Source organism: Maribacter arcticus, assembly GCF_900167935.1.
Classification (GTDB): Bacteria; Bacteroidota; Bacteroidia; order Flavobacteriales; family Flavobacteriaceae; genus Maribacter; species Maribacter arcticus.
Map to the genome: position 1 here is coordinate 33,790 of NZ_FUYL01000003.1, position 17,034 is coordinate 50,823.

16 protein-coding genes are annotated in these 17,034 nt (G+C 34.7%); 9 read left to right on the plus strand and 7 right to left on the minus strand.

The window, feature by feature from the left end:
• Positions 1–94 precede the first annotated feature (94 nt).
• From gcvP to B5X55_RS05605, 4 genes are all read left to right on the plus strand, one after another.
• Entirely contained in the window at positions 95–2,947 is a 2,853-nt protein-coding gene (gene gcvP / locus B5X55_RS05590) for an aminomethyl-transferring glycine dehydrogenase (protein WP_079511635.1), read from the plus strand.
• Between the two features lie 161 nt (positions 2,948–3,108).
• Positions 3,109–4,167 carry a 3-oxoacyl-ACP synthase III family protein gene (locus tag B5X55_RS05595; protein WP_079511636.1) on the plus strand — a complete coding sequence of 353 codons (1,059 nt, stop codon included), beginning with the start codon at positions 3,109–3,111 and terminating at the stop codon, positions 4,165–4,167.
• 1 nt (position 4,168) lies between these two features.
• The gene (locus B5X55_RS05600) at positions 4,169–4,690 is read left to right on the plus strand and encodes a methyltransferase (RefSeq protein WP_079511637.1); all 522 of its coding nucleotides are present in this window, start codon (positions 4,169–4,171) and stop codon (positions 4,688–4,690) included.
• Positions 4,691–4,705: 15 nt separating this feature from the next.
• On the plus strand, positions 4,706–5,560 hold the full coding sequence (locus tag B5X55_RS05605) for a glycosyltransferase family 2 protein (protein ID WP_079511638.1): 855 nt from the start codon (positions 4,706–4,708) through the stop codon (positions 5,558–5,560).
• Between the two features lie 48 nt (positions 5,561–5,608).
• On the opposite strand, the gene B5X55_RS05610 is transcribed toward B5X55_RS05605, so the two are convergent.
• The 7 genes from B5X55_RS05610 to B5X55_RS05640 form a co-directional block, all read right to left on the minus strand.
• Complete coding sequence (locus B5X55_RS05610; RefSeq protein ID WP_079511639.1) at positions 5,609–6,118, minus strand: OmpH/Skp family outer membrane protein; 510 nt, start codon at positions 6,116–6,118, stop codon at positions 5,609–5,611.
• Positions 6,119–6,172: 54 nt separating this feature from the next.
• A complete protein-coding gene (locus B5X55_RS05615; protein ID WP_079511640.1) occupies positions 6,173–7,009 on the minus strand; it encodes an OmpH/Skp family outer membrane protein in 837 nt (278 codons plus the stop codon).
• Positions 7,010–7,112: 103 nt separating this feature from the next.
• On the minus strand, positions 7,113–9,722 hold the full coding sequence (locus B5X55_RS05620) for a BamA/OMP85 family outer membrane protein (RefSeq protein ID WP_079511641.1): 2,610 nt from the start codon (positions 9,720–9,722) through the stop codon (positions 7,113–7,115).
• A gap of 4 nt (positions 9,723–9,726) precedes the next feature.
• Positions 9,727–10,467, minus strand: coding sequence for an undecaprenyl pyrophosphate synthase (locus tag B5X55_RS05625; RefSeq protein WP_079511642.1), 741 nt, complete (start codon positions 10,465–10,467; stop codon positions 9,727–9,729).
• 7 nt (positions 10,468–10,474) lie between these two features.
• Entirely contained in the window at positions 10,475–11,161 is a 687-nt protein-coding gene (gene porG, locus B5X55_RS05630) for a type IX secretion system protein PorG (RefSeq protein WP_079511643.1), read from the minus strand.
• 113 nt (positions 11,162–11,274) lie between these two features.
• Positions 11,275–12,156: an NAD kinase gene (locus B5X55_RS05635; protein ID WP_079511644.1), complete on the minus strand. Its 882-nt coding sequence runs from the start codon at positions 12,154–12,156 to the stop codon at positions 11,275–11,277.
• Between the two features lies 1 nt (position 12,157).
• Entirely contained in the window at positions 12,158–12,814 is a 657-nt protein-coding gene (locus tag B5X55_RS05640; protein ID WP_079511645.1) for a CBS domain-containing protein, read from the minus strand.
• A gap of 92 nt (positions 12,815–12,906) precedes the next feature.
• Here B5X55_RS05640 and B5X55_RS05645 point away from each other — a divergent pair, with 92 nt between their 5' ends.
• The 5 genes from B5X55_RS05645 (at position 12,907) to clpP (ending at position 16,967) form a co-directional block, all read left to right on the plus strand.
• Positions 12,907–13,620 (plus strand): pyridoxine 5'-phosphate synthase, encoded by a 714-nt coding sequence (locus B5X55_RS05645; RefSeq protein WP_079511646.1) that lies wholly within the window; start codon positions 12,907–12,909, stop codon positions 13,618–13,620.
• On the plus strand, positions 13,617–14,399 hold the full coding sequence (locus B5X55_RS05650; RefSeq protein ID WP_079511647.1) for an alpha/beta fold hydrolase: 783 nt from the start codon (positions 13,617–13,619) through the stop codon (positions 14,397–14,399). Before B5X55_RS05645 ends, B5X55_RS05650 begins: the two co-directional genes overlap by 4 nt.
• Before the next feature lie 29 nt (positions 14,400–14,428).
• The gene (locus B5X55_RS05655; protein WP_079511648.1) at positions 14,429–14,776 is read left to right on the plus strand and encodes a phage holin family protein; all 348 of its coding nucleotides are present in this window, start codon (positions 14,429–14,431) and stop codon (positions 14,774–14,776) included.
• A gap of 100 nt (positions 14,777–14,876) precedes the next feature.
• Entirely contained in the window at positions 14,877–16,199 is a 1,323-nt protein-coding gene (gene tig / locus B5X55_RS05660; protein WP_079511649.1) for a trigger factor, read from the plus strand.
• Between the two features lie 87 nt (positions 16,200–16,286).
• Positions 16,287–16,967 carry an ATP-dependent Clp endopeptidase proteolytic subunit ClpP gene (gene clpP, locus B5X55_RS05665; RefSeq protein WP_079511650.1) on the plus strand — a complete coding sequence of 227 codons (681 nt, stop codon included), beginning with the start codon at positions 16,287–16,289 and terminating at the stop codon, positions 16,965–16,967.
• Positions 16,968–17,034 lie beyond the last annotated feature (67 nt).

Sequence of the window (17,034 nt, forward strand, 5' to 3'; positions counted from 1 at the left end):
TTTTGGTTAAAAACTTTCACCCTACTGATCACTTACAATCATAATTTACACACATAAAAGTGGTAATTTTGTACATTATATAACAATAGCATCTATGAAGACTGACGTGTTTGCTCTGCGCCATATCGGCATTAGGGAAGAAGATTTAAACTCAATGTTCAATACAGTAGGTGTTGATAATCTGGAACAGCTTATTTACGAGACCATACCAGAAGATATTCGCCTTAAAGAACCCTTAAAATTAGATGCTCCGATGAGTGAGCATAGATTTTTAGCACATATTGAAGAGCTATCAAAAAAGAATAAAGTATTTAGATCATATATCGGTTTAGGATACCACGAAAGCTTAATACCTTCAGTCATTAAGCGAAATATTCTAGAAAATCCGGGATGGTACACCGCCTATACTCCTTACCAAGCTGAAATTGCTCAAGGTAGATTAGAGGCACTTCTTAACTTTCAAACTATCGTTACAGATCTTACTGGTATGGAACTGGCCAATGCCTCATTGCTAGACGAAAGTACAGCAGCCGCAGAAGCAATGACTATGTTGTATGATGTTAGAAATCGTGATCAAAAGAAAAACGATGTTCTAAAATTCTTTGTTTCCGAAGAAATACTGCCTCAAACACTTTCACTTTTAAAAACACGTTCTATTCCTTTAGGTATAGAATTAGTGGTTGGAAATCATGAAGACTTTGAATTCGGTAATGATTATTATGGAGCATTATTGCAATACCCTGGCAAACACGGTCAAGTAAACGATTACTCAGGTTTCGTAGCCAAAGCCAAAGTGAATGAAGTTAAGGTAGCCGTTGCTGCCGATATCATGAGTTTGGTTTTATTGACACCACCTGGTGAATTTGGTGTTGATGTAGTAGTAGGTACAACGCAACGTTTTGGTATTCCATTAGGTTATGGCGGACCACATGCAGCATTTTTTGCCACAAAAGAAGAGTATAAAAGAAGTATACCTGGCAGAATAATCGGGGTTACTAAAGATATCGATGGTAAACCCGCTTTACGAATGGCTTTGCAGACCAGAGAACAACATATTAAAAGAGACAAGGCAACTTCAAATATTTGTACTGCACAAGTATTATTAGCTGTTATGGCAGGGATGTATGGTGTTTACCACGGACCGAAAGGCTTGAAATATATCGCAACAAAGATTCATACAACCGCAGTGACATTAGTAGACGCTTTAGAGAATTTGGGCATATATCAAATAAACTCTGCCTTTTTTGATACCATCACAATTAAGGCCGACACTAAAAAAATAAAGCCTATTGCTGAAAAAAATGAGGTTAATTTTCTTTATGTAGACAACAGTACTATTTCTATCGCAATAAACGAGGCCACATCATTAAAAGACCTCAATCAAATTGTTTCTATATTTTCTGAAGCCCTCAATAAAAAAACAATAGCGATTACAAATTTACTAGATGAAACTTCAGTTCCTGAGAACATTCAACGAACTAGTTCTTTTATGGAAAATAAGGTGTTCAATTCCTACCATTCGGAAACTGAATTAATGCGTTATATCAAAAAATTAGAGCGTAAAGATCTAGCTTTAAATCACAGCATGATTTCATTGGGTAGTTGTACCATGAAATTAAATGCCGCAACAGAAATGCTACCACTTAGCATGACTAATTGGGGTAATATTCATCCGTTTGTACCGATTGAACAAGCTGAAGGCTACCAAACAGTATTAAAAGAACTTGCAAAAGATTTATCTGTTATCACAGGATTTGCAGATACATCGCTTCAACCAAACTCAGGAGCACAAGGTGAATATGCTGGCTTAATGGTTATAAGAGCTTATCACGAATCTCGAGGTGATTCTGACCGTAATATTTGCTTAATACCTTCATCGGCACATGGTACAAACCCTGCATCAGCTGTAATGGCTGGCATGAAAGTTATTGTAACCAAAACTGATGAAAAAGGAAATATAGATGTTGCTGACTTAGAAGAAAAAGCTAAACTTTATTCAGATAATTTAGCCGCATTAATGGTTACTTATCCTTCAACTCATGGCGTTTTTGAGTCTTCGATAAAACAGATTACGAAATTAATTCATGATCATGGCGGTCAGGTTTATATGGATGGCGCGAATATGAATGCACAAGTTGGCTTAACCAACCCAGCAACTATTGGTGCAGATGTATGCCATTTAAATTTACATAAAACATTCGCAATACCTCATGGAGGAGGCGGACCAGGAGTTGGCCCAATATGCGTCGCCCCACAACTAGTTCCATTTTTACCAAGTAACCCTGTAATTGCTACAGGTGGTGAAAAAGCAATCACTGCTATATCGGCAGCACCATGGGGTAGCTCGTTAGCCTGTTTAATTTCATACAGCTATATTAAAATGCTTGGTGAACAGGGATTGACACAATCAACCAAAATCGCTATTCTAAATGCAAATTACATTAAGCATAAGCTAGAAGGTAAATTTGAGGTTTTATACACTGGTGAAAAAGGTAGAGCGGCACATGAGATGATTTTAGACTGCAGACCATTCAAGAATAATGGTATTGAAGTTACTGACATAGCAAAACGACTAATGGATTATGGTTTTCATGCTCCAACCGTATCATTTCCAGTAGCAGGAACTGTAATGATTGAACCTACAGAAAGTGAAAACTTGGCAGAACTTGATAGATTTTGTGAAGCAATGATTTCTATTCGTGCAGAGATTGATGAATCTAATTCAGATGAACCTAACAACGTTCTAAAAAATGCCCCGCATACTTTAGAAATGATTACCTCAGATGAGTGGCTATTCCCTTATTCAAGGCAAAAAGCATCTTTTCCTCTTGCTTATATTAGAGAAAATAAATTTTGGCCATCTGTTCGAAGAGTAGACGACGCATATGGAGACCGTAATTTGATATGCACATGTGCACCCATAGAAGCTTACATGGAAACGAATTAAAGACGAAAACCCTTTATCACAAAGCCTTTTTAGCAATTTGAAAAGGCTTTTTTAATAATATTCATCGGAAGGAATCAAGCTTGAACATCGTAATATTTATTATGCACGCATACAAAAGTTTTACAAGATGATTATATTTATTTGCAATTCAATAATTTAAAATGAGCATAGCAATTACGGGTACAGGAAGTTATATTCCCACCTTGACCATTACCAATAAGGATTTTAATAAACATGAATTTCTAAATCTTGATGGCTCTACCTTCAAACATACCAATGAAGTCATCATTGAAAAATTCAAAGCTATTACCGGTATTGAAGAAAGAAGATATGCCTCAAAAGAGTTTACAACATCTAACCTAGCATTCTTTGCTGCTGAAAAGGCCATTGAGAGTGCGCAAATAGAAAAAGAAACATTAGACTACATTATCGTTGCACATAATTTTGGCGACCTTGTTCATGGCCAAACCCAAGGAGATACGTTACCAAGTTTAGCTACAAGAGTTAAGCATCAACTTCAAATTAAAAATCCAAAATGCGTTGCGTATGATTTAATTTTTGGCTGCCCAGGTTGGCTAGAAGGCATGATACAAGCTAATGCTTTTATTAAAAGTGGAATCGCCAATAAGTGTTTAGTTATCGGCGCAGAAACATTATCTAGGGTTGTAGATGATTATGATCGTGACTCCATGATCTATTCTGATGGTGCGGGTGCAGCAATAATAGAGAGAACAAATAAAGGTGGAGAAATTATAGCTCACGAATCTGGCACCTATGCAATGGATGAAGCCAATTATCTTTTTTTTGGCAATACCTATAATAAAAGCCAAGAAGATAACACCTACTATATTAAAATGTTTGGTCGTAAAATATACGAGTTTGCCGTAACCCATGTACCTAAAGCGATGGCCTCTTGTTTAGATAAAAGCGGAATTAAAATTGATGAGGTTAAGAAAATTTTCATTCATCAGGCAAACGAGAAAATGGATGAAGCTATTGTTAAACGCTTTTACAAATTATACGATAAAGAAATACCTGAAGGCATAATGCCTATGAGTATTTCTAAATTAGGAAATAGCTCAGTTGCCACTATTCCCACATTATTCGACCTCATAAAACAAGGTAAAATAGAAAATCAAGAAGTTAAAAAGGGAGATGTTGTTATCTTTGCAAGTGTTGGCGCCGGAATGAACGTCAATGCAATGATTTACAGAATCTAACATGTACGAAAATAGCTTTCCGAATAAACGCTTCGAACACACCTTGCATTTTTTGCGAAAACACATTGATACGAATGAATCAATTTTAGATTTAGGCGTTAAAAATCCATTTACTGAAATAATGGAGCAAGATGGCTATAAGGTTGAAAATACAACTGGTGAAGATTTAGATTTTGATTTCTCTTCTGTTTTAAATACCGATGCCAAAGTAGTAACTGCTCTTGAGATTTTCGAACATTTACTCGGCCCCTTACATATCTTATCAAACATAAAAGCAAAAAAGCTAGTTGCCAGTATACCTCTAAAATTATGGTTTTCGCCAGCATACAGAAGCAAGACCGATAAATGGGATAGGCATTACCATGAATTTGAAGATTGGCAATTCGATTGGCTTTTAGAAAAGGCAGGCTGGGAAATACAGGACTCACAAAAATGGACCAATCCCGTTAAAAAAATAGGTCTACGACCATTATTGAGATTGTTTACTCCAAGATATTATATAGTTTACGCTACAAGAAAGTAATAGACCACCCTTAAAATGGATTACTATATAGTTATTCCTATACATAATGAAGAGGCTTATCTAGAAAGTACTTTAAACTCTATTTTAGGTCAAACTTTACCACCGAAAAAGGTTATTCTTGTTAATGACAACTCCACCGATAGTACCGATAGCATAATAAATAGTTTTACCTCAAAACATACTATTTTTCAAAAATTGAATATTATTTCTTCTACACAGCATATGCCTGGTAGTAAAGTAATCAATGCATTCAATGAAGGCTTCAACCTCTTAGATGTATCTTTTGATTTTATTGTAAAATTAGATGCCGATATTATTCTACCAAATAACTATTTTGAAATAATTAGCACTCATTTTAGAAATGAACCCAAATTAGGAATATGCGGCGGATTCATTTATGAGAAAAATTCCACTGGTAAATGGATTATAAATCACCCTATGGATAAAGACCATGTAAGAGGAGCTTTTAAAGCCTACTCTAGCACTTGTTTTAAAGGTATAGGTGGATTAAAAAATGCTATGGGTTGGGATACAGTAGATGAGCTACTTGCAAAGTTTAATGGCTTTCTTATACAAACTGACCCTAACCTTAAAATAAAGCATTTAAGGCCCACTGGAAAAGCGTATAACAAGAATGCAAAAAGACTTCAAGGAAAAGCAATGTACAGCATGCGCTATGGCTTTTTAATTACCTGCATAGCTTCTATTAAAATGGCAACTAAGAATAAATCGATTAAGTCTTTCTGGAACAATATAGCGGGTTTCATGACCGCAGCTCTAAAGAATGATTCCTATTTAGTAAATAAGGAAGAAGGAAAATTCATAAGACAATTACGCTGGAAAAATATTAAGAAGAAAATATATGCATAAAAAAAGCCATCTAAATAGATGGCTTTTTCTTTACTTTAAAGGTCTGTATTAGAAACCTAATTGTTTTTTAACATCAGCTAAAAGGTCTTTACCCTTTGCAACGATTAAACCACCACCAGCTTGCGCATCCATTACGTAGTCAAAACCTTGTGCTGCCGCAACTTTTTCAATAGCCGTTTTTGCCTTTTCTGAAATAGGAGCGAACAATTCAGCTTGTTTCTTTTGAAATTCTTGTTGTGCTGCTTGTTGAGCCTCACCTATGTTCTTCTCAAAACCTTGAAGTTCAACAGCTCTCTTATCGTTCTCTTCTTTAGATTTAGCTGCTGCTTCATTTTGATACTGAGTAAACTTGTTACGCAATTCAGTCATTGACGCCTGAATATCTGCATTGTAAGTTTCTTGTAATTTCTTAAGCTCAGCTTCTGCGGCCTTCATTTCAGGCATAGCCGATAATAATTGAGTAACATCTATATGAGCTACCTTACTTTGGGCATTTACAAAACTTGTCGTTGCTACGAACAACAATAAGGCTACTACAATTTGTTTTACTTGTTTCATGAGTTAAAATTTAATTCTAATTTGAGTGTTAATTTTTATGGTTGTTAAACCTATTTAAATAGTACCGTTATTATCTTTATTATCGGTATCGCTATTTCTCTCCTTTAATTTTTCTTGTTTCTTAGCTTCACGCTCCTCTAACAATTTTTTTCTTCGCTCCTCGTACGCCTTCTTTCTTTCTTCTCTTAATTTCAACTGCTCAGACCTTATATCTGCCGCACTTTTCTCTCTTGCTTCAGAAGCCTCATTAGCTTTATCTAAACGTTCTTGTAACGCCTCACTAACTTCCTCTGACTCCTCTTCTCCTTCAAAATCATCTAACCTACTTCGGTCATCTAATTTCTTACTTGGTGCACTCACTTTTCTTGTTCGAGCTATACCCCTTAATATCAAATCGCTGATATCATGTCTTTTTTCGGAGTACAACATTACAACATCCGCAGATTTATCAAAAATAAAATCATACTTTTTATTTACACCTATTTTCTGCACCTCATTAAACACTTGATCCTGTATAGGCTGAATAAGCCTTCTTTTTTGCAGAACTAAGTCTCCTTGTGGCCCAAAACGGTCTTGTTGATATTCAATCATTTCCTTTTCAAGAATCTGAATCTCCTCATCTCGTTCTGCAATAAGCTCTGGCGTCAATAATACTTTTTCAGCCATTAAATCTTTCTTCATCTGCTCCACAATACTTTGCTTCTGCTCTATCTCAACTTTCCACCGTTGTACTTTTGCTTCTAACTGCTCGGTAGCATCTCGGTATTCGTCAACGTTTTCTAGGATATACTCCATGTCTACGTAAGCCATTCGCACACCCCTTTGGGCAAAACTCCCGACAGACATAAAGAAGACCGAAACTAATAAAAGAACTTTTGTTTTTGAACTCATTGTTGATATCGATTAATCCTATAGAAAATATCGTGCCAAATTTACTAAAACTTTTAAAATGAAAGGATTAGCATATTACACGATTATTATATTTCAATTAAAATTAAAACTGTTGACCAATAATGAAGTGTGTTTGCCATCCACTTGGACCTTGTCCTACAGATTGTGGTTTAAGATCTTCATCAAACCCGTATCCAAAATCAATACCCAACAAGCCAAATGCTGGCATAAAGATTCGCAGCCCCACACCGGCCGATCGTTTTAATTGAAACGGATTAAAGTCTTGAAAATTGTTGAATGCGTTACCAGCTTCTAAAAATGCCAGACCATATATAGACGCTGAAGGCTTTAAAGTTAATGGATAACGTAATTCTAATGAGAACTTATTGTAAATCAGAGCACCATCTGGTGAGGTTGCACCATCAGCGTATGGAGTAATAGATTGATTATCATATCCTCTTAATGCTACAACATCACGACCATCTAAAGTAAAGTTTCCTAGTCCGTCACCACCAACATAAAATCTTTCAAAAGGAACATTACCAACAGCACTGTTATAGCTACCTAAGAACCCAAATTCTGCATTACTACGTAAAACCAATTTATCCACTAAAGTGGTATACCAGTCCCCTTTAAACTTAACTTTATAATATTCTAATAATCTAAATCGTTCTTGGTCAATATTCTCTAGTTCAACATTTTCAGCAGCAGTTAGTCCCTGAATATTTTTCTTATCATCTAACTCTTTTGACCTATTCTGCAACTCTCTATAATCCTTATTACTAAATACTGACCATGGAGGAGTAAATTTTGCTGTAACTTCAAAATTAGACCCACCTCTAGGGAATATACGACCACCATCCGTTGCATTTCTAGAGATACCAAAAGTATACGCTAACGAATTTGCCTTACCATTACCAAAATTAAAAAGGCCAATATTATAGTTTCTAAAATCATATAACTGATAGCTAAGCGAATGAGAAATAGTAAAGAAATCATCTGGCCATTGAACACGTTTAGCTAGACCAGCCGTAACACCCGTAATAGAGAATTGCTGATCTTTATTAACTTGAATATTACTATTTCTACCATTACCATATGAGGCTGCAAATTGCTGAGTTCTTGAAACGCTCAAGTTAAAACGAACTGGTTTTTTACCCCCCAACCATGGCTCTGAAAAGTTTAGGCTATACACCCTGAAGGTTCTACTGGCTTGCAAACGCAATGCAAATGTTTGACCATCACCCATAGGCACCGGCTTATACTTTTCGCCTTTAAATAAATTTTGAATAGAGAAATTGCTAAAAGAAAGCCCTAAAGTACCGATGAAACCACCACCACCATAACCACCTTGTAATTCTATTTGGCTTGATCCGGATTCAACTAAGCTCCATGCTAAATCAACCGTACCCTCATTAGGGTTGGCGTTCAAAACATCTGGTGTAATTTGTTCCGCATCGAAAAAGCCTAACTGACCTAATTCACGAATACTTCTAATAATATCTGACTTGTTATACTTTTGACCAGGTCGCGTTCTTAGTTCACGATAAATTACATGATCATTAGTTTTATCATTACCAGAAACCGTTACATGATTTAGAAAAGTTTCTTTACCTTCTATTATTCTAATTTCAAAATCAATGGTATCATTTGCAGCAGATATCTCGACAGGATTTATCGTCGAGAACAAATAACCATTGTTCTGATATAAACTGGTAACATCGGTAGGGTCTGGTTTAGAATTGTCTGCAATTCGCTCTCTCAACAATACGCCATTATATGTATCACCCTTTTTAACACCTAATACTTGATTCAATTGACGATCAGTATATACCGTATTCCCAACAAAATCAATATTACCAAAGTAATACTTATCACCTTCTTCAACCTTTATTCGTAGGTCTATATTATTATCGTCAACCTTAATAACAGAATCTGAAATAACCCTAGCATCTCGATAACCATTTTCAGCAAACTTATCTACCAACAATCCTAAATCATCTTCGTAATCTTTTTGAATAAATTTAGATTTCTTCCAAAACCTACCAAACTTTTTCTGTTTGGTGCTTTTTAAAGCTTTTCGAAGTTTTTTATCACCTAATTGCTCATTACCTTCAAATATGATATTACGTATTTTAACTTTATCCCCTTTCTTTACATTAACCACCATACTTTGGGTATTGGTGTCAGAAGTATCTTTAGCGGTAGCTATATTTACTTGGGCATTTAAATATCCTTGCTTCTTGTATTTATTAGCAATGTAATTTTTAGAGTTTGAAATAAGGCTTTCTGTAATTTTCTTACCTTTCTTTAAATCAGTATCCTTAATTAGACCTTCTATTTTCCCTTTTTTAACACCATAAAAAACAACGTTAGTTAACGTTGGGCGTTCTATTATATTCAATTCAAGGAAAACTGTATTATCCTCAATATTGGTTATATAAAATTCAATTTCGCTAAAAAGTTCAAGTCCCCATAATTTTTTGATGACTTCACTAATTTGCTCACCAGGTAAGGTAATAGGTTGACCCACCCTAAGGCCAGTATATGTTTTTACCGTTTGCTCATTATAACTTTGTAACCCTGTAACATCTAAGCCACCAAGAATGTAGCTTTTGCCATCCTCATAGGTTGCATCCTGTGCGGTGGCAATAAGGGTAGTTAATAATAAAAAGGTAGTTAAAATGTGGTTCAAGGATATGAACCTAGTCATATCTTTAAGTGAGTTGTTCGCTAGTTTTTCCAAATCTTCGTTCTCTGTTCTGGTAATTTTTTATGGCTTCTACCAAATGATGTTCCCTAAAATCGGGCCAAAATACATCAATAAAATATAACTCTGCATATGCAATCTGCCATAATAAAAAATTGCTGATCCGATGTTCTCCACTAGTACGGATAAGCAAGTCTACGTCTGGCAAATTGTGCGTGTAAAGATGGTTATTAATAATGGTTTCGTCAATATTTTCAATTGAAATTATATTATTTTTAACTTTGGCACTTATTGCTTTTACTGCAGATTGCAACTCTTCACGAGCGCCGTAACTTAAAGCTAAAGTAAGCGTCATGCCTGTATTTTGCTTAGTTTGACCCATAACCTCAATTAACTCTTTATAGGCTTTAGATGGTAAAGCAGAAATATTACCTATAGTATTTAAACGTATATTATTTTTGTTAAAAGTTTTAAGTTCTTTCTTCAAAGAAGACACTAATAAGCGCATAAGAGTTTGCACTTCAACCTTTGGTCGATTCCAATTTTCAGTAGAAAATGTATACAAAGTCAAAAAATCGATTCCCAATTGAGCACACTGCTCTACAACAATCTTTACGGTTTTAACCCCGTGCTCGTGACCAAAAACTCTTAATTTACCACGTTCTTTAGCCCACCTACCATTACCGTCCATAATAATAGCAAGATGCTTAGGAACATTTGTTTTATCAATACCGTTTATCTCGTCCATTTTTATTTTACTCAAAACAATCCATACAAGGCTTTCGTCCAAATGTATAGGTTAATGTTAACCCAGAAAAAACATACCAATCATCACTAAAAATATTTCCAAATTGGAATTCTTCAAAATTTGACCCCTTAGGATTACTGGCATCTAAGTTATCGGTGAAGGTGTACCTAGCACCTATTTCAGCCCCAAAAATAAGAAACTGATTGATACGATACTTAAAACCTGCCGTCATTGGTATAGCCAATGCACCATCTTTTTGTCCGATTTCTTGCAAAATACCTCCATTAAAATATTCATAATCATATCTAAAATAGGTGATACCTGTATATAAATAAGGCGTGAAAGCCGGACCCAATTTATGAAGATTATAATCTACAAAGTTAAACTCAAGACCGACAGAGCCTTCTAAAACAGAATTATCAACCACATAACCTCTTTGCTGCCTTGCTGTAGAACTTGATTTATTATCATCTGCCGTAAACTTACCGTACATTAAGCTACCTCGCCATGCATACCTTTTACTAATATTCCATTTAAACAAACCACCAAAAGCTATATCAGAAGGTAAAATATAATTTGTTCTTCCCACATCGCTGATGGTATTAGCCCCACCTAAAAAAACACCTGCCTCATAGGTTTGTGCTTTAAGTCCGCTAAACGAAAAAAGCAATATTAACAACGTTATGTAACGCATAAATTATTATTTACAATTATAACCCATCCTCTTTTAAAAATAGAAAGTGAGATAATTTTCTTGTTCTCAAAAGATAAACAGCTATTAAGGTCATTTATTGTTTAAAACCAGGCTCAATTTCGCCTATCCTCACCCCAAAGCAGCTTATTTCTTAGGGTCTTTAAAAAACTTTCTGAAGTATACTCTATCATTTTAATAGTAAAGGGCGCCTTACTAATTGTAATTTCTTGCCCATTTTCCAATGAGGCAATTCTAGAGTCCAAAGACACCAAATGATTTTCCTCTCGTCCAGATACTTTTAACCGTATTACAGTATCATCCGAAATCACGAGTGGCCGAGCGTTAAGATTATGCGGTGCAATTGGCGTTAAAACCAATGATTTGGCCGTTGGCACAATTACAGGGCCTCCACAACTTAAAGAATACCCTGTAGAACCTGTTGGTGTTGAAATGATTAATCCGTCAGCCCAATACGAAGTTAGATATTCATTATTTAAATACGTTTCTACGGTAATCATCGAGGTAGTGTCTTTTCTACTCACCGTAATTTCGTTAAGCGCAAAATTGAGATCGCCAAATTCAACGTCAAGCTCCTTAGTATTTAATTGAACTAAACTACGCTCAACAATAGTATAAGCCTCTTCTTTAAATTCCTGAACCACTTTTCTAACATCTTCTTTTTTAAAAGTGGAAAGAAAACCTAATCTACCAGTATTTACCCCTACAATGGGAATACCCAAATCTTTAACAAATGTTGTTGCTCTTAAAATTGTACCGTCTCCACCAAAACTAACAAACATATCGAAAGTGGAATTCAGCCCACTAGTCATGGTAAAAGTTGGAAAAATTTCTGAAGATTCTAATTTACTATACAGCTCATAAAAGTCTTTTTCTATAAATACTTCTGAAGGTTCTTTATGCAACTCATCTAATAACTCTACTAGATACTCTATTGCATTATCTTGATATGTTTGACCATATATAGCTACTTTCATACTATACGTTAAGGTATTTATCTAAATAATCTGAACGCTCCTTAAGGTCTTCAAGAAACTGATCATCACTATTACCAAAAAGAATATGATAATTATATCTCCTAAAAGTCTGAACAACCTTATTATAGTTATCAGTAGTGATTTTTAAAGTAACCTGAATAATATCGTTCTGTGTATCGGTAATAAAGCCTCCTATAAGTTTGGCATTATTACTCTCTACAATTTGGGCAATTTGACTGAATGAATAATCTTTAATGCCTGTTGCAACAACCAGAATACTACCCGGATCAGTAAAAAACGGAGTATCAATAAAAACAGTAACTATATCAGTTAGATCATAATAACCTACTACTTCTTCTTTTTCATTCAAAATAGGCAAAAGATTTGCTTCATTTCGAGCAAACGCTTCTAAAATATCAAGCCAATTGGTTTCGCCTCGAACAAAAAAGCTTTGAAGCTCATATCTAAACTCCTCAATTTTAGTGTCTGGAAGCAATGTCTCTGCATCATTTTCTGAGAAAACACCTAAAAATCGCCCTTCCTCTACGACAGCTACATGTGAGTAGGTCGTATCTTGAAAAAAATCTAATACTTTTTCGAAAGTATCCTTTATTTCAAATACAGGAATAGTAGTAATGATATGTTCTTGAATATGCATAGGCTTGATTATAACGCAAAATAACAATTAATAATATCAAAAGGCGTGCCTTATTTGTATTTTTGATGCTCTTAAAAGGTAAATAAGACATAATGACAAAACTTAGCGTTAACGTAAACAAAATAGCAACTCTTAGAAATGCTCGTGGCGGCAATGTGCCTGATTTATTAAAGGTTTCAAGAGATTTAGAAAGCTTTGGAGCACAAGGTATAACCATACACCCAAGACCAGATGAACGTCATATTCGCTATCAAGACGCTAGAGATTTGAAAACTATTGTAAAAACCGAGTTTAATATTGAAGGTAATCCAATTCCAAAATTTATTGATTTAGTACTTGAAGTTAAGCCAGAGCAAGTCACTTTAGTACCAGATTCTATTGAAGCTATAACTTCAAATGCAGGCTGGAACACAATTAAGTATAAAGATTTTTTAACCGATGTCATCAAAACCTTTAAACAAGCAGGCATACGCACCTCTATTTTTGTAGATCCTGATCCGAAAATGATTCGTGGAGCAAAAGAGGTGGGCACAGATCGCATAGAATTGTACACCGAAAGTTATGCTACCGATTACGAACTAAATAAGGAAAAAGCAATACGGCCATTCATTGAGGCAGCAAAGAGCGCCAAAGAATTAGGCCTAGGAATTAACGCAGGCCATGATTTAAGCCTTGACAATATTCAATATTTTGCAAAAAATATACCTAATTTACTAGAGGTATCTATTGGTCATGCCCTAATTAGTGAAGCATTATACTTAGGACTTGACAATGTTGTGAACATGTATTTACATAAATTAAAATGAAGCAAATTTTACATTCGTTAATTTTAGGGGAAGGCAAACCCTTATGCATTTTACATGGATTTTTAGGGATGCTCGACAATTGGAAAACATTAGGTGCATTATACGCTGAAAACGGATTTCAAGTCCACCTGATTGATCAACGCAATCATGGCAAAAGCTTTCATTCTCCCGACTTTGATTATGATATTCTTTCAAATGACTTACTTAATTATATGAATCATCATAAAATTGAAAGCACTATCCTAATAGGTCACTCCATGGGAGGAAAAACGGCTATGCAATTCGCCTGTAGTCATCCCGAAAGAATTAGCAAATTATTAATTGCCGACATTGCACCAAAATTTTATCCTCCGCATCATCAAATAATAATTGATGGCTTAAATGCTATTGATACCCATAATTTAAAATCGCGAAAAGATGCAGACGACCAACTAACAAAGTATATTTCAGATTTTGGCACAAGACAATTTTTACTAAAAAGCCTGTTTAGAAATGAAGACAAAAAACTGTGCTTCAGGTTCAATCTAGAAGTTTTGAGCGAGAAAATGGAAGAAATAGGCGATAACATCAACAGCACGGATCGTTACAACGGCCCTACTCTTTTCTTAAGAGGCGACCGATCTGAATATGTAACGAAAAATGATATTGAAATAATTAGCAGCCATTTTCCAAAAGCTACAGTAGAAACTATTAGCAAGGCAGGTCACTGGCTACACGCAGAAAATCCTGAAGAATTCTTTGGAAAATCTTTAAGCTTTTTCAATAAAACAATAAATTAAAATAATTAATCACATTAAAATCAATAACTATGAAACTAATTCTAAGAATACTTTTAAGCGCTTTATCTGTAATCATTTTAGCAAATGTATTACCCAATGTTTCTGTAGATACTTTTATGACTGCCGTTATAGTAGCCGTTGTTCTAAGTTTACTTAATTTTTTAGTAAAACCCATCTTGGTAATTTTAACACTACCCGTTACCATAGTTACCTTTGGCCTTTTCTTGCTAATTATAAACGCTATAATTATTCTACTTGCCGATAAGCTTATTAACGGTTTTTCGGTTAGCAATATTTGGTGGGCATTGATTTTTAGCCTATTGTTATCCTTTTTACAATCCATCTTTTTTTCATTGCTAAATGACGACAAGTCTTAGTTGCTTTTGATTTGAAATTCAATACTTTAAAAAATTGGTTGACTTTGCAAAATATAGTATTTTTGCATCCCATTTTATACATGCAAATAGATAATAAGGAATGAATATTACGAAAGAGCAGATAGACGATTTAAATGCAGTAGTTAAAGTTGCTATCACAAAAGACGATTACCAAGATAAGGTAGATTCCATTTTAAAGGATTATAAAAAGCAAGCCAATATACCTGGTTTTAGAAAGGGCCAAGTACCAATGGGTCTTATTAAAAAACAATATGGCAAAGCAGTATTGGTTGATGAAGTAAATAAATTGTTGCAAGACAATCTTAACAAATACCTTACCGAAGAAAAATTAGATGTTCTTGGAAATCCACTTCCAAAACAACAAGATAATTTTGACTGGGACCAAGATGAACTAGCTTTTGAATTTGAATTGGGTTTAGCTCCAAACTTTGAGGTTTCATTGAAAACTAAAAAAGCAATAACTCAATACAAGATTGTTGCTGACAAGAAAATGATAGATGAGCAAGTAGAACGTATTCAAAAACAATACGGTAAGCTTGTAAGTAAAGATGTAGTTAGCAAAAATGATGAAGTAAGTGGCACTTTCTCTAACGAAGCTGAAGAAATTGACAACAAGACCATGTTAGAAACCGACAAGCTAAAAAGCAAAAAAGCTTTAGATGCATTGAAAGGTAAAAAAGTTGGTGATGTTATCACTTTAAAAACTAAAGGATTATTCAATGAAGACCATATGCTATCAAGTGCTTTAGGCATTGATAAGCAAAAGGCTGAATCTTTGGATACTGAGGTTACTTTTACAATTTCGGAAATAAATGAAAGAGAAGCTGCTGAGTTGAACCAAGATTTGTTCGATAAACTTTTTGGACCTGACAGCGTAAAATCTGAGAAGGAATTAAAAGAACGCATTAAGGAAGATTCTGAAAAACAATTCGAGCAGCAGTCTGATCAAAAATTATTGAACGACGTTACAGAATACTTTATTGATAACACCAAATTTGAACTGCCGAGCGGTTTCTTAACTAAATGGATTCAGATGACAGGCGAAGAGCCTATCTCTGAAGAGCAAGCAGTTGAAGAGTATGCAAAATCTGAAAAAGGATTACGTTACCAACTTATAGAAGGCAAAATTATTCGCGACAATGAGCTACAGGTTCAATTCGATGAGTTAAAAGAATTTTCTAAAGGATTTATTCGTTCACAAATGGCTCAATTTGGTCAATTAGACCCAAAAGAAGAAGAATTAGATAGTATTGCTGCTCGTGTTCTTGGTAACCAAGATGAAGTAAAAAGACTTTCAGAACAATTGATGAGTCAAAAATTATTGAATCTTTACAAAGAAAAAGCAAACCTAAAGACAAAGGAAGTTACCTACGAAAATTTCGTGAAAGAAGTTTACGGATAATTCCAAACAATAAATTAAGTATCTTTACGGTGCCGGAAATGAAATTTTCGGCACCTTTTTTTACTCTAAAAAATAGACATATAATTTATGGATTACGGAAAAGAATTCAAGAATTTCGCTATAAACGATCAAGGTATTAGCAGTACATATTACGACACAATAATGAGCAGCATGTACCCAACAAACATGACGCCTAACATTATTGAAGAAAGGTCTATGAATGTTGTTGCTATGGATGTTTATTCGCGTTTAATGATGGATCGTATCATATTCATGGGTACGGGTATCAATGATCAAGTTGCAAATATCATACAAGCACAATTATTGTTTCTAGCAAGTGTTGACGCTAAAAAAGATATTCAAATTTACATCAACTCGCCAGGAGGTAGTGTATATGCAGGTTTAGGTATTTATGATACTATGCAATTTATTACGCCTGATGTCGCTACCATTTGCACAGGCATGGCCGCTTCAATGGGTGCTGTTTTATTATGCGCTGGTGAAAAAGGAAAACGTAGTGGCTTACAACATTCTCGTGTAATGATCCACCAACCAATGGGCGGTGCTCAAGGCCAAGCTAGTGATATTGAAATTACCGCAAGAGAAATCTTAAAGTTAAAAGAGGAATTATATCAAATCATAGCTCAACACTCTAACACCGATATTGAAAAAGTACGTGACGATAGCGATCGTGATTATTGGATGAAAGCTGACGAAGCCCTTAAGTATGGTATGATTGATGAAATTTTAGTAAGGGATAAGAAATAATTTCGACTACTTGAATCAAATAAATAAATGATTTTTAAACCAAAAACGATTTTCAATCGTTAAGGAA

Excerpts from the sequence above, each read along its gene's own strand:
- gcvP (WP_079511635.1), top strand. The coding sequence starts at position 95 with ATGAAGACTGACGTGTTTGCTCTGCGCCATATCGGCATTAGGGAAGAA.
- B5X55_RS05595 (WP_079511636.1), top strand. The coding sequence starts at position 3,109 with ATGAGCATAGCAATTACGGGTACAGGAAGTTATATTCCCACCTTGACC.
- B5X55_RS05600 (WP_079511637.1), top strand. The coding sequence starts at position 4,169 with ATGTACGAAAATAGCTTTCCGAATAAACGCTTCGAACACACCTTGCAT.
- B5X55_RS05605 (WP_079511638.1), top strand. The coding sequence starts at position 4,706 with ATGGATTACTATATAGTTATTCCTATACATAATGAAGAGGCTTATCTA.
- B5X55_RS05610 (WP_079511639.1), bottom strand. The coding sequence starts at position 6,118 with ATGAAACAAGTAAAACAAATTGTAGTAGCCTTATTGTTGTTCGTAGCA.
- B5X55_RS05615 (WP_079511640.1), bottom strand. The coding sequence starts at position 7,009 with ATGAGTTCAAAAACAAAAGTTCTTTTATTAGTTTCGGTCTTCTTTATG.
- B5X55_RS05620 (WP_079511641.1), bottom strand. The coding sequence starts at position 9,722 with ATGACTAGGTTCATATCCTTGAACCACATTTTAACTACCTTTTTATTA.
- B5X55_RS05625 (WP_079511642.1), bottom strand. The coding sequence starts at position 10,467 with ATGGACGAGATAAACGGTATTGATAAAACAAATGTTCCTAAGCATCTT.
- porG (WP_079511643.1), bottom strand. The coding sequence starts at position 11,161 with ATGCGTTACATAACGTTGTTAATATTGCTTTTTTCGTTTAGCGGACTT.
- B5X55_RS05635 (WP_079511644.1), bottom strand. The coding sequence starts at position 12,156 with ATGAAAGTAGCTATATATGGTCAAACATATCAAGATAATGCAATAGAG.
- B5X55_RS05640 (WP_079511645.1), bottom strand. The coding sequence starts at position 12,814 with ATGCATATTCAAGAACATATCATTACTACTATTCCTGTATTTGAAATA.
- B5X55_RS05645 (WP_079511646.1), top strand. The coding sequence starts at position 12,907 with ATGACAAAACTTAGCGTTAACGTAAACAAAATAGCAACTCTTAGAAAT.
- B5X55_RS05650 (WP_079511647.1), top strand. The coding sequence starts at position 13,617 with ATGAAGCAAATTTTACATTCGTTAATTTTAGGGGAAGGCAAACCCTTA.
- B5X55_RS05655 (WP_079511648.1), top strand. The coding sequence starts at position 14,429 with ATGAAACTAATTCTAAGAATACTTTTAAGCGCTTTATCTGTAATCATT.
- tig (WP_079511649.1), top strand. The coding sequence starts at position 14,877 with ATGAATATTACGAAAGAGCAGATAGACGATTTAAATGCAGTAGTTAAA.
- clpP (WP_079511650.1), top strand. The coding sequence starts at position 16,287 with ATGGATTACGGAAAAGAATTCAAGAATTTCGCTATAAACGATCAAGGT.